We start from the raw sequence: 12,919 nt of genomic DNA, 5'->3' as shown, positions 1-12,919 counted from the left end.
AGACGTGACCTGCGGTTTACCCACAGCGTCGATTCATCGATGCGACACATCAACGCCTGATGTCGCAGAGTTTCCGAAATTCGGACGTAAATCCACGGCGTGGGTTGTAGGGTGCGCTGGTCCGCATCTCCTGTGACCGGACTCACTCCAGCCGAAGGGTGCTGCCTGAAATGCAAGCCGTCGTCCGTCGATCCGTCCCGCGCCGCTACGCCGGCGCCTCCCTCGCCATGGTGACCGCCGCCGCGATCGCCGTCGCGCCGATCACCGCCTCCGTCGGCGCCGTCACCGCGCCCGCCTCCACCGTCCTGGTGAACCCCGCGAAGCTGGTGAACCTGCAGACGCAGGTCGCCGGCTCCGTCGCCGAGTTCCTGCCCCGCGCCGCCGGCCCCGTCGCCGCTGCGGCGGCGGCTCCCACGTGGGGCTGGGGCGACGTGACCTTCCTGGCGAACACGCTGCAGGAGGCCTTCAAGCAGGTCCAGGCCAGCCTCGCCGGCGAGTACGGCGGCGGCGTGCAGAAGTCCTTCGAGCAGGCGCTCGAGGCACTCAAGGCCGGCAGCGTCGCCGGCGCGTACCGGCCGATCGGCAGCCTGGTCGAGACCACCGCGATGATCGGCATGATGGCCGTCCTGTTCCCGATCTCGGGCGAGTTCAACCCGAAGCTGGGGGCGCTCGGCAAGGGGCTGGACGCGGCCTTCCCGTACCTGATCCCGCTCGGCCAGTCCGCGCTCGCGCTCACCACGCGCCTGCCGTACGAGGTGCTCGCCGCGGGCGAGACCATCGTCAAGGCGATGCTCTCCGGCGACGTCACCACGATCGGTGCCGCCGTCTCGTCCGGCGTCGCGGGCATCGGGAAGTTCCTCGAGGCCAACGTCACCAACGCGGCGACGGGGCTGATTCCCAACCTGGTCAAGGCCGGTTCCGCGGTGCTCGGTGAACTGATCCCCAAGCTCCCCGCCTCCGCGCAGGCCGACGCCATGGCCGCCCGCGCCGCCGTGGCGACGTCCTCCGCGCTCGCGGCGTCGCCGGCGGCTCCGCCTACGTTCCCGGACCTCGGTGAACTCGCACAGACATGGGTGACGGTGCTCAAGGGGCTCGGGGAGTCGTACTTCGGGGCGAACGGCATTCCGCGCGTGCTGCAGGCGTATGCGGACGCGATTCCCAAGGGGCAGTTCGTCGCCCCGTTCCAGCTCGCGCACGCGACGCTGATCTCGCCCTTGCTCGGTGTGGGTGCGACTTTCACGGACACCGTCGCCAAGTTCACGCCGTTCCTCGGTCCGCTCGGTAAGGGGCTCGACGGAACCCAGGGCCCGCTGATCTCGATGTTCGCCGCGGCCTACGGGACGACCATCACGTTCGGTACCGAGTTCTTCGCGACGATGGAGAACGTGGTCAAGGCGCTCGGCTCGGGCGATCCCGTTGCTGCGGCCAAGGCGCTGGCGACCGGTGCGGCCGCTACCTTCAACGCCGGTCTCGACGTCTTCTTCAAGCAGGACGAGTACCTGCCGGGGCTGATCCCCGCCCTGGTCAACGTCGGCAAGGGCTTCGTCGACGGGGTGACCGGCAAGACACAGCCGGAAGGGGTGCTCGCCACCGCGCCCGCCGTCGCGACCGCTGAGACGGTCGCCGCGCCCGCGACGTCCGCCGCCGTCGATGCGTCGGTCCCGGCGGTCGTCACGCCGGCGGCCGGCGGCACCGTCGTCGACGACGATGCGGCGGTCACCCCGGCCCAGCCGGCCACCCCGGCCCAGCCGGCCACCCCGGCGGAGCCCGCCGCCCCCGNCGAGCCCGCGGAGCCGACGGCACCCGCGGAGCCGACCGTTCCGGCGGAGCCGACGGTGCCCTCCGAGCCCACCACAGAGGCCCCGGCGGAGGCTGGGGAGCAGGCCACGGCGGGAGGCGCCGAGGTCGAGCAGGGCGCGTCCGACTCCACGGCGGGCGCGGAGGTCTCCGCCGACGCCTGACGGTGCGAAGGAACCGCTCTCCAGTGCTGAGCGCCGCGGAACTACCGGCCGCGCCGCGACCGCTGGGGAGCGGTTCCGCATTCGACGGCTAAAACACCGCGTGACGTGCAGCGTTCAGAAACGTGCAGACTGCATTGAGACAGATGGACGTGTGGTGTCGCAAAGCTTCTTCGAAAGCCGTCCGAAAATCCACGACGTGGGCGTATGTTCCGTTCGTCCGGTTCGCGTGTGATCCGGCTCACTCCAGTTGAAGGGTGTTTCTCCATGCTCGCAGCAGATCCTCGGTCCTCCCACCGTCGTTACGCCGCACCCGCCGTCGCCATGGCCGCAGCGGCGGCGATCGCGGTCGCCCCCGTCGCCACGTCGATGGGCGCCGTGACGGCACCGTCGCTCCCGCCGATCGTCCAGGACCTCGGCGGCGCCGCCAGTGCCGTCGCGAACTGGGCCACGGCGATGGGCCTGAAGTTCGTCACGGACCCGGTGACCGGCCTGACGAAGCTGGTGGAGGACCAGCTCGCCACCGCGGGCATCGTCGCCGGCGCGGCGGGGGACGCCGGCAAGGCCTTCTTCGACTACCTCGGGAACAACCTGTTCGCCAACCTCGAGAGCATCCAGAAGGACCTGGCCGCGGGGAAACTCGGCGACGCGTGGACGACCTTCGCCACGACGATCACCGGCGCGATCCTCACGCCAGCGATCAGCCTGCTTCCCGTGATGGACGCGATCGGCGGCCAGCTCGGGCCGATCGGCGACGGTCTGACGGCCGCACTGGGGCCGCTCCTGGGGCTCGCGCTCGGTCCACTCCAGGCGGGCGTCGAGGTGCCGGCGCTCCTCGCCGACGGCGTCACCGCCGCGCTCAAGGCGCTCAGCACCGGCGGCCCCGCCGCGGCGCTGACCTCCCTGTTCGGCACGGCCTCCGCCGTCAGCGAGAAGGCGATCGGCGCGCTGTTCGGCGAGTACGGCGCGATCCCCAGCCTGATCAACCTGATCCCGACGATCATCGGCGGGATCGCCGGATCCGACTGGGCGAGCGCGGGGCCGTTCACGCTGCCGACGGGCAACAAGGTCACCTTCACCTCCGCGTCCGCGTCGACGCTCGCGGCGTCGCCGACCGCGCTGCCCGACTTCGGCGCGATCGGCGGGATCTGGACGGACGCGCTGACCCGGATCGCCACCAACCTCGCCGGGCCCGACGGCGTGCAGCGGATCCTCAGCACCCTGCTCACCGGCGTCCCGGCCGGCAAGTGGGCCGACTCGTACGAGGTCATCCACGGCATCCTGGCCGCGCCGCTGCTCGAGCTCGGCGGCGCCGTGCTCCAGACCGGCGACGAGCTCAACCCGTTCCTGGGTCCCCTGGGCAAGGGCCTCGACGGCGCCGCGGAGCCCCTGCTGTACCTGACGCTGGGCCTGTACAACGCCACCCGCATGGTTCCGTCGACGGCCTTCGCCGGCCTCGAGAACGTCGTGAAGGCGCTCGGCACGGGCGACCCGATCGCGGCGATCAACGCCGCGGTGGCCGGGCTGGGGAGCACGCTGACCGCCGGCAGCGACGCCCTGTTCTCGGACAACCCGTTCACCATCGGCCTCCTCCCGGGCCTGCTGGGCGTGGGGACCGGCTTCCTCGGCGGGCTGACCAGCAAGACCGCCGGCGCGGGCGACGCCAAGGTCCTGGCCGATGCGCCGGCGAAGGCCGCGGTCGAGACCTCGGTGGTGGACGCCGCCGACGATGCGGCGTCCGGGCCGGCGACGGGCGGCGTCACGCAGCCCTCGACTCCGACGGTGCCCGCGGACGGCGCCCCGTCGACCGGTACGCCGACCACCGGTACGCCGACCGAGACCCCGGCTGAGACTCCGGCGACCGGGACCCCGGCCGCCGAGTCGCCCGCGACGGGGACCCCGGCGACGGAGGCTCCGGCGGAGCAGGCGCCCGCTGAGGGGGCGACCGACGAGACCGCCGCGTCCGACGGCGCCGCGTCCGACGGTGCCGCGTCCGACGACACCGCTGGTGCAGGCGCGTCGGGCACCGACGAGTCGGCCGGCGCCGACACCGCGGAGGCTGCTCCCGCCGCAGCCTGAGTCAGGGCACATCTTTCGAAGCGTTCTGCGAGGTTCCCGCAACGGAACCGCGCAGAACGCTTCGATTGTTCGCACCCGGCCCCCGGCTCTGCCCGCCCTCGGGCGCGGCTGCGAAACCTGTCGGTCGCCCCGGCTACTCTGGACGGGAGATGAGTAGCCCAGCACCGCAGCAGTCCGGACTCCGCCAGCGTCAGCCGTTTTCCCGCTCGAAAGCGCAGGTGGAGCGGCAGGAACGCGGCCAGGAACTGCTCGAGGGGCTGAATCCGCAGCAGCGCGCCGCGGTGCTGCACGAGGGATCTCCGCTGCTCATCGTCGCGGGCGCGGGCTCGGGTAAGACGGCGGTGCTCACGCGCCGCATCGCCTACCTGCTGGCCGCCCGCAACATGCACCCCGGCCAGATCCTCGCGATCACCTTCACCAACAAGGCCGCGGCGGAGATGCGGGAGCGCGTCGCCGGCATCATCGGCAATCGCGCCAAGATCATGTGGGTCTCCACGTTCCACTCCACGTGCGTGCGTATCCTCCGCGCCCAGGCCGGCCTGCTGCCGGGCATGAACTCCAACTTCTCCATCTACGACGCGGACGATTCCCGCCGCCTGCTCACCATGATCGTCAAGGACATGGGGCTGGACGCGAAGAAGTTCGCGCCGCGGGCGCTCGCCACCCACATCAGCAACCTCAAGAACGAGCTGATCGATCCGGAGCAGGCCGCCGCGGACGCGGCGAAGACGGGGGAGCCCTTCGCGGTCACCGTCGCCGAGGTCTACGGCACCTACCAGACCCGCCTGCGCGGCGCGAACGCCTTCGATTTCGACGATCTCATCGGGGAGACGGTGGCGCTGCTGCAGTCGCACCCCAACGTCGCCCAGTACTACCGCCGCCGCTTCCGGCACGTGATGGTCGACGAGTACCAGGACACCAACCACGCGCAGTACGTGCTGGTCCGCGAGCTGGTGGGCCTGGAGACCGACGCCGACGGCGTGGAGCCCAGCGAGCTGTGCGTCGTGGGTGACGCGGACCAGTCGATCTACGCCTTCCGCGGCGCCACGATCCGCAACATCGAGGAGTTCGAGCGGGACTTCCCGAACGCGGAGACCATCCTGCTGGAGCAGAATTACCGCTCCACCCAGACCATCCTGTCCGCGGCCAACGCGGTCATCTCCCGCAACGCGGGCCGGCGCGAGAAGAAACTCTGGACCGACCAGGGCGACGGTGACCTCATCACCGGCTACGTCGCCGACAACGAGCACGACGAGGCCAGCTTCGTGGTCTCCGAGATCGACGCGCTGGCCGACAAGGGCGTCAAGTACAGCGACGTGGCCGTCTTCTACCGGACCAACACCGCCGCGCGCGTGCTGGAGGAGGTCTTCATCCGCCACGGCGTGCCCTACAAGGTGGTCGGCGGGGTCCGCTTCTACGAGCGCAAGGAGGTGCGGGACCTGGTCGCGTACCTGCGCGCGATCGACAACCCGAACGACACCGTCAGCCTGCAGCGCATCGTCAACACCCCGCGCCGCGGCATCGGCGATCGGGCGCAGGCCTGCCTCACCGTGCACGCCGAGAACCGGAACTCCACGTTCGCCGCCGCCATCGAGGACGCGGTCGACGGCACCGTCGCCATGCTGAACCCGCGCTCGCGCAACGCGATCGCCACGTTCGCGGGCCTCATGGCCGACCTGCGGCGCACCGCAGCCGACGAGGATCAGGATCTGGGCGATCTGCTCGAGGCCGTCGTCGAGAAGACGGGCTACCGGGCCGAGCTGGAGGGCTCCTCGGACCCACAGGACGGCGCGCGCCTCGAGAACATCGAGGAGCTCATCAGCGTCGCGCGGGAGTTCTCCGCGCAGGACTTCACCGACGTCGTCGTCGACGAGGGGGCGCCCGAGCCCGGCTCCCTGGCAGCCTTCCTCGAGCGGGTCTCGCTGGTGGCGGACGCCGACCAGGTGCCCGACAGCGAGGCGGGCGTCGTCACGATGATGACCCTGCACACCGCGAAGGGCCTCGAGTTCCCGGTGGTCTTCGTGACCGGCTGGGAGGACGGGCAGTTCCCGCACATGCGCGCGTTGGGCGACGAGGCGGAGCTCGCCGAGGAGCGGCGGCTCGCCTACGTGGGCATCACCCGCGCCCGCGAGCGCCTCTACCTCTCGCGTGCAATGGTCCGCGCCACCTGGGGCGATCCGATGCAGAACCCGGAGTCGCGCTTCCTCGCCGAGATCCCGCAGCACCTCATCGATTGGCGCCGGCTCGAGCCCAAGCGCAGCCAGTTCGGCGGCTCGCGCGGCGTCTTCGGGCAGGACCGCTCGTCGTGGGGCGGCCAGAACGGGGGCGGGCAGTACGGCGGCCGGGGCCGGTCCTCGGGGGCCGACGGTGGCTGGACGCCCAAGCGTGCTCCCAAGACCACGCGCCGCGCCAACAAGCTCTCGCTCGCCGTGGGCGACCGGGTCTCGCACGACTCCTTCGGGCTCGGCACCGTCACCGCGGTCACGGGCGCGGGCCCGATGGAGCGCGCGACGTTCGACTTCGGCTCGTCGGGCACCGTCACCCTGATGACCTTCGGCGGCCTGCCGATGGAGAAGCTCTAGGGCGGAGCGCCCCGAACGACGCGAAAGGCGCCCCGGTGATCCGGGGCGCCTTTCAGCGTGTGGGGAGTCTTAGACGCGGACGCCGCGCTCGGCGAGCCAGGCCTGCGGGTCCAGCTTCGCGCCGCCGGCGCCGTGCACCTCGAAGTGCAGGTGCGGGCCGGTGGAGTAGCCGTTGTTGCCGACCCAGCTGATGAGGTCGCCCGCCTTGACGGTCTGGCCGGCCTGGACGTTCACGTTGTACATGTGGCCGTAGACCAGCACGGTGCCGTCGGTCAGGCGGATCTTGATCCAGATGCCGAAGCCCGAGGCGGGGCCCGCGTCGGTGACCACGCCGTCGGCGGCCGCGAAGAGCGGGGTGCCGAGCGGGGCGGCCAGGTCGAGGCCGCCGTGCATGGCGCCCCAGCGGGTGCCGAAGTTCGAGGTGAGGGTGGCGCCGTTCACGGGGGCGGTCACCTTCGGGCGCATCGAGTCGATGATGCGCTTGTCGTCCGCGTCCTTGCGGGCCTTGCCGCCGGCCAGACCGGCGGTGAACTGCTCGGTGTCCTGCGCGGCGGGCAGGGGCGCCTGGCGGCCGGCGTTGGCCTCGGGGCCCGCGGCGGGCGGGACGATCGGCTGCTGCGAGGTCGACGGGGCGTCTCCGCTGGTGGCGTTGACCACGGCGGCGCCGGCGACGCTGGCGCCCGCGGCGAGAGCGAGCAGCGCGGCGCGGCCCTTGAGGGCGTGCGGCGCGGTGGGGACGCGGTGCTTGCCGCCCTTGCGGACGGGCACGGGGAGCAGCTCGGGGGCGGCCTCCGGCGTGCCGAGGAGTGCGGTGTCCTCGAGCTCGTCCAGGTCGGGCGCGTCGAGCTCGGTGTCCCCGGTGAACAGCACCTCGGGGATCATGAGGTCCTGCGTGACCTCGGAGCTGGAGGGGCGGTAGACCAGCGCGGTGTCGTCCGGCGCATCGGTCCAGGTCTCGGAGTAGGCCTCCTCGAGGCGTGTCTCGAGCTCATCCAGCGGGATGATCGCGGTGATCGACTCATCATCGAGGACCTGCGTGCCGCCTTGCCAGCGCACGTGGTTCTCGCGACTCCGTGTCATATCTCGCCTACTCCAACCGTAAAACCGCACTTCGGACCACGTGGTGATCCGACGATGTCCTCATCGTGACCGCTTCGTGATCCGCGTCCCGTCGACGATAACGAAATGATTGCGGCGAGACAACCTCTAGGGGGGCGGTTCGCGTGAATGTGTGCTTGGTCACAATGCGATCACAAACTGTCAGATGACGATGCGTCATCCCTGGTCCAGGCGGATCCGGCCACCGTCGGCGTCGTAATCGTAGAGTTCGCCGTAGCGGCCCCAGTCGACGGCCAGCCGCAGCTGGCGTTCCGCGTCCTCGGCGCCGAACCCCCGCCGCAGCAGGTCCAGGAAGAAGCCGCTCCGCAGCGCGCCGTCGGGCGCCGTCCGCAGCGCCCGCAGCACGGTCCGCACCAGCGGGGCCCGCTCGGCGGCCTGCCGCGCGAACACCTCCTTGGCCTCCGTGAGCGGCACACGGACGAACGTCGCGCCGCGGTCGGTGAGGCCGATGTCGTTCCCGGTGACCTCGACGAAGCCGAGCAGGGCCGCCGCATCGACGAGCGGCATGATGTCGTCGAGTTCGAAGCTGAGGTCCGCCGCGAGGTCGGGAAGGTCCGCGTGCGCGCCGTGCGCCGCGACCAGTTCGAGGAGGCCGGCGATGCCGTCGACGGTGGCGTCCGGGAGCGGCCGGCTCACGGGCGTCGCCTCGATGGGGTCGGGTTCGTGCTCGATCTCCGCGTCGCGGCCCGTCAGGGCCCCGTACAGCTCGTCCACGATCGCCTCGAACTCCGGCGCGGTGCGGGTGCGCGGCCGCGGCAGGGCGATGCGCGCCTCGTGGACGATGCGGCCGGGCTTGGAACCCAGCACCACGACGCGATCGGCGAGCAGCACGGCCTCCTCGATGTTGTGCGTGACGATGCAGACGCCCCGGGTGGGGACGTCGTCGCGGCCCCACAGCTCCACGAGCTCACCCCGCAGATTCTCGGCGGTGAGCACGTCGAGGGCGGAGAAGGGCTCGTCCATGAGCAGGAGGTCGGGTTCGAGCACCAATGCCCGGGCGAAGCCGACCCGCTGCCGCATGCCGCCCGACAGCTCCCTCGGGTACGCGGACTCGAAGCCGTCGAGGCCGATCGTGTCGATCGCCGCCAGCGCCCGGGCGCGGCGCTCGGCGCGCGGCACGTTCCGGGCGGTCAGGCCCAGCTCGACGTTATCCTGGACGGTCAGCCACGGCATCAGCGCGAAGGACTGGAAGACCATCGCGGCGGCGGGGTTGGGCCCGGACAGCGGCGCACCGTCGGATTCGACGGTGCCGGACGTCGCGGGGATCAGCCCGGCCATGATGCGCAGCAGGGTGGACTTGCCCGAGCCGGACCGGCCGAGCAGCGCGACGATCTCGCCGTGCTCGACGGTGAGATCGATGCCGTCGAGCACGGTCAGGGCGTCGCCGTGGGCGCCCTCGAAGCTCTTGGTGAGGCCCTGTAGGCGGATCAGCGGGGTGGCGAGCGTGGTGGTCATGGAACGACTCCTAGTAATAAGGGGTGACTAGAGGGAGTAGCGGCGCTCGGCGGTGCGGTAGAGGCGGCGCCACAGGGCGGCGTTGGTGCCCACCACGAACAGGCACATCACGACGATGCCGAGCAGGAGGTGCGAGGCGTGCTCGGGTCCGGTCGCGGCCGTGGCCTGCGCGATGTAGTCGCCGAGGCCGTAGGCGTGGTGGGTCTCGCCGTCGTAGGAGACGACCTCCGCGACGATCGAGGCGTTCCAGGCGCCGCCGGCGGCGGTGATCCCGCCCGTGACGTAGCCGGCGAAGACGCCGGGCAGCAGCACGTACCGCCATCTCAGCAGCCGGGGCAGGCGCATGTTGTCGGCGGCTTCGAGCAGGTCGCCGGGGATCGCGCTGGCCGCGGCGATCACGTTGAACAGGATGTACCACTGCGTGCCGAGCGCCATGAGGACGACGCCGCCCAGGTCGAGGGGGATGTTCCACGCCACGAGGACCGCGGTGACCAGGGGGAACAGGAAGTTCGCGGGGAAGCTCGCGCACACCTGGACGACGGGCTGCAGCGCCCGGGTCAGCCGGGGGCTGCGGCCGATGATCACGCCGATCGGCACCCAGACGACGGTCGCGAACACCATGACGACCGCGACCCGCGCCATCGTGGCGAGGCCCAGCAGGAGGACGTGGCCCACCTCGGCGAGCCCGGCGTCGCGCAGGATCACCTCGAGCGCCCGCCACAGGCCGTACGCCAGGACCGCCAGGACGACGGTGCCGAACGCCAGGTCGCCGAGGCGGGCGCGGCGCGGGTCCGCGGGCGCCGCGGTCCCGGTCCGGCCGAACACGCCGAAGACCCGGTCCAGCGCCGTCACCACCGGGGCCGCGGCGCGGCGCAGCGCGTCGGCGACGTGCGAGCGGCGGAGCAGGGTCAGCACGGCCGAGCGCGGCACGCGGCCGGTGGCGGAGTCCTCGAGGCGGAACCGCTCGGCCCAGGCGGTCAGGGGGCTCCAGAACAGCAGGTTGACCGCGACGATGACCACGATCATGGCCGCGATCGCCCACCCGACGCGGGCGAGGTCACCGTCGGACGAGGCGGTGGCGACGTAGGCGCCGATGCCGGGGAGGGCGTACTCGTCGCCCGCCACGGAGACGGCCTCCGAGGCGGTGAGGAAGAACCAGCCGCCGCCGAAGCTCATCATGGCGTTCCAGACCAGCGGGATCATGCCGCTGGGCACATCGAGCCGCCAGAACCGTTGCCAGCGCGACAGTCCCAGGTCGCGGGCGGCCTCGCCGAGCTCCCGCGGCTGGCCGATCAGGCTCTGGTAGAAGGCGAAGGTCATGTTCCAGGCCTGCGAGGTGAAGAACGCGAAGACCGCGGCGCACTCGAGGCCCAGCGTCGAGCCGGGGAAGAGCGCGAGGAAGACGGTGACGGTCACCGACAGGAAGCCGAGGATCGGCACGGACTGCAGGACGTCCAGCAGCGGCAGCAGCACCGTGCGGGCGCGCCGCGACCGCGCCGCGAGCAGCGCGTAGCCGAAGGTGAAGACGATCGACGCCGCCAGGGCCAGGAACATGCGCAGCAGGGAGCGCAGCGCGTAGTAGGGCAGGTTCGACGGGTCGGTGTCGACGCGGGCGGTGCTGTGCGCCAGGTCGATCGGCGCGCCCATGCCCTGGCCGACGCGGATCGTCAGCCAGATCAGCGCGGCCGCGCCGGCGATCACGAGCACGTCGGCGACGACGGAGCGGCGGCCCTCACGCTCGGCCCGGCGGCCGCCGAGCGCGGGAGCGGTCAGCGTGCTCACAGATCCGCCTCCTCGCGCTCGGGCAGCGCGTCCCAGCGCACCGCCGTGACCGACGGCTCCATGCTGAGCTGGCTGATCGCGGTCTCCAGCGCGCGGTCGTCACGGCCGTCGGCGGCGAGGGTGGCGCGCACCTCCACCTTGCCGTCGGCGGTGTCCACGCTGCTGATCGACTGCAGGTGGAAGACGGTGCGGCTCAGGGCCTGAACCAGCATGACGCGGACGTGCGCCTCGTTCTCGTCGCGTGTGACGGCGACGAACTCGTACCGGCTCGGCGCCTCCTTGCCGTTGTCGGGCGCGCGGTCGACGGCGTGGCCGACCGAGCGCAGGGCGGTGTTCACCCCGATCACCACGACGGTGCCGATGGCGGCCGGGATGTACATCCCCGAGCCGGACAGCGCGCCGACGGCGGCGGAGCACCACAGGGTGGCGGCGGTGTTCAGGCCGCGCACGGTGAGGCCGTCGCGCAGGATCACGCCACCGCCGAGGAAGCCGATGCCCGAGACGATCTGGGCCGCGACGCGGGTGGGGTCGCCGCCCGCGAATCCGTACGCGGACAGGACGACGAAGAGCGCCGACCCGACCGAGACGAGCGCGTTGGTGCGCAGGCCGGCCATGCGGGCGCGGTACTGGCGCTCGAGTCCGATCAGGGTGCCGAAGCCGACGCCCGCCGCGATGCGCAGCAGGATGTCGAGCAGGTCGATGTTCGTGGTGGCGTGCATGGTGATTCCCCTCGTCCGGGCACGCGCTACTGCGCCGCTGCCCGAGGGGCGCGGCGGAGCAGGGTGTGGATCTGTCAGTGGGACGGAGGCGGCACGACGCGACCGACGGCGTACCGTCGGAAGGAGGGGCCTCCGGCCCGGATCATGGTGCGCTCAGCGGCTTCCCGCGGTGATGCGGGAAGCGCCGAGCGATCGACTACGACTGTCGTCGGGCATTGCATCACCTCCAGGGGTCGACGTTTCCGCGCGCCGGGAGGGAGGGTGGAGAAAGTGCGCCCCTCCACGTCAGACCTTCAGCACTTCGCGGCGTGAACCCGTGAACGGGAGCCAATCGGGGAGCACCCTTAAGCCGGATGCGCCTGTCCTGACCCGGGGCGTCTCTCGACGTTCGGGGTCGCTGGCCTGTTTCCGCGAAGGAGCCTCAGCGAACGATTGGCGCCTTGCGGAACAAGCATGACACGGGGCCGTTAGCGCTGCAAGCCGAGTAGTGTGGCCCGCCATGGAGGTACCGACGACCCGCCGGTCCGGCGCGGCAGGGCTCGAGGCGGGGACGGCGCGCGAGCGCGCGAAGGCGGCGCGCCGCCGCGAGTTGCTCGCCGCGGCGGCGGCGCTCATGGCCGAGCGCGGCTTCGCCGGCGTGCGCCTCGAGGACATCGGCGCGGCCGCGGGCGTCTCCGGCCCGGCCATGTACCGCCATTTCGCGGGCAAGCAGGACGTGCTCGCCGCCCTCCTGGTGGAGATCTCCGAGTACCTCTACGACGGTGGCCGCCGGGTCGCGGAGGAGCGCGCCGACGATCCGCGGCAGGCGCTGCGCGACCTCGTCGACTTCCACGTCGACTTCGCCGCCTCCGAGCCGGATCTCATCCGCGTGCAGTACCGCGACATGTGGTCGCTCGCGCCGGAGTCGGCGCGCCGGGTACGCCGGCTGCAGCGGCAGTACGTGGAGCTGTGGGCCGACGCGCTCACTGCGCTCGGCGGCGATCCGGTGGACAACCGCGCCGTCGTGCACGCCGTCTTCGGCCTGATCAACGCCGCCCCGAGCCTGCCGGCCCTGCCGCAGCCCCGACTGCGCGCGCTGCTGCGCGACAAGGCGCTCGCCGCTCTGGGCGTCTAGCCCGACCAACCCGCGCAATCCGCCGCGCGGAAGCTACCCCCGGGTAAGACTGGACACGGTGGCCGGGCTCACATATTCTCATTTTCAGTTAATGGTGAATAACCCAAAGGA

The 12,919-nt window shown here is 71.7% G+C and carries 7 protein-coding genes and 1 riboswitch; of the genes, 3 read left to right on the top strand and 4 right to left on the bottom strand.

The features are described 5' to 3' along the window. Window positions 1-2,225: 2,225 nt before the first annotated feature. Both ACM9LD_RS10540 and pcrA read left to right on the top strand, forming a co-directional pair. On the top strand, window positions 2,226-4,037 hold the full coding sequence (locus tag ACM9LD_RS10540; RefSeq protein WP_415676615.1) for a hypothetical protein: 1,812 nt from the start codon (window positions 2,226-2,228) through the stop codon (window positions 4,035-4,037). Window positions 4,038-4,186: 149 nt separating this feature from the next. After that, window positions 4,187-6,619, top strand: a complete 2,433-nt coding sequence (pcrA, locus tag ACM9LD_RS10535; RefSeq protein ID WP_415676614.1) for a DNA helicase PcrA — start codon at window positions 4,187-4,189, stop codon at window positions 6,617-6,619. Window positions 6,620-6,688: 69 nt separating this feature from the next. Here pcrA and ACM9LD_RS10530 read toward each other — a convergent pair whose 3' ends face one another. From ACM9LD_RS10530 to ACM9LD_RS10515, 4 genes are all read right to left on the bottom strand, one after another. After that, window positions 6,689-7,699: a M23 family metallopeptidase gene (locus ACM9LD_RS10530; protein WP_415676613.1), complete on the bottom strand. Its 1,011-nt coding sequence runs from the start codon at window positions 7,697-7,699 to the stop codon at window positions 6,689-6,691. A 195-nt stretch (window positions 7,700-7,894) separates the two neighbouring features. Next, window positions 7,895-9,193, bottom strand: a complete 1,299-nt coding sequence (locus ACM9LD_RS10525) for an ABC transporter ATP-binding protein (protein ID WP_415676612.1) — start codon at window positions 9,191-9,193, stop codon at window positions 7,895-7,897. 27 nt (window positions 9,194-9,220) lie between these two features. After that, entirely contained in the window at window positions 9,221-10,975 is a 1,755-nt protein-coding gene (locus tag ACM9LD_RS10520; RefSeq protein ID WP_462933951.1) for an ABC transporter permease, read from the bottom strand. Beyond that, window positions 10,972-11,694 (bottom strand): MgtC/SapB family protein, encoded by a 723-nt coding sequence (locus tag ACM9LD_RS10515; protein WP_415676611.1) that lies wholly within the window; start codon window positions 11,692-11,694, stop codon window positions 10,972-10,974. Before ACM9LD_RS10515 ends, ACM9LD_RS10520 begins: the two co-directional genes overlap by 4 nt. 271 nt (window positions 11,695-11,965) lie before the next feature. Continuing rightward, window positions 11,966-12,134: riboswitch (M-box (ykoK) riboswitch) on the bottom strand. A 59-nt stretch (window positions 12,135-12,193) separates the two neighbouring features. Between ACM9LD_RS10515 and ACM9LD_RS10510 the strand changes: the two genes are divergently transcribed. Next, window positions 12,194-12,808 carry a TetR/AcrR family transcriptional regulator gene (locus ACM9LD_RS10510; protein WP_224649486.1) on the top strand — a complete coding sequence of 205 codons (615 nt, stop codon included), beginning with the start codon at window positions 12,194-12,196 and terminating at the stop codon, window positions 12,806-12,808. The last annotated feature ends 111 nt before the right edge of the window (window positions 12,809-12,919 follow it).

It is taken from the genome of Tsukamurella hominis (assembly GCF_965137015.1).
GTDB classification, from domain to species: Bacteria; Actinomycetota; Actinomycetes; order Mycobacteriales; family Mycobacteriaceae; genus Tsukamurella; species Tsukamurella hominis.
The sequence above is the reverse complement of the archived record's forward strand: the minus strand, read 5'-3'. Positions and strand labels throughout refer to the sequence as shown.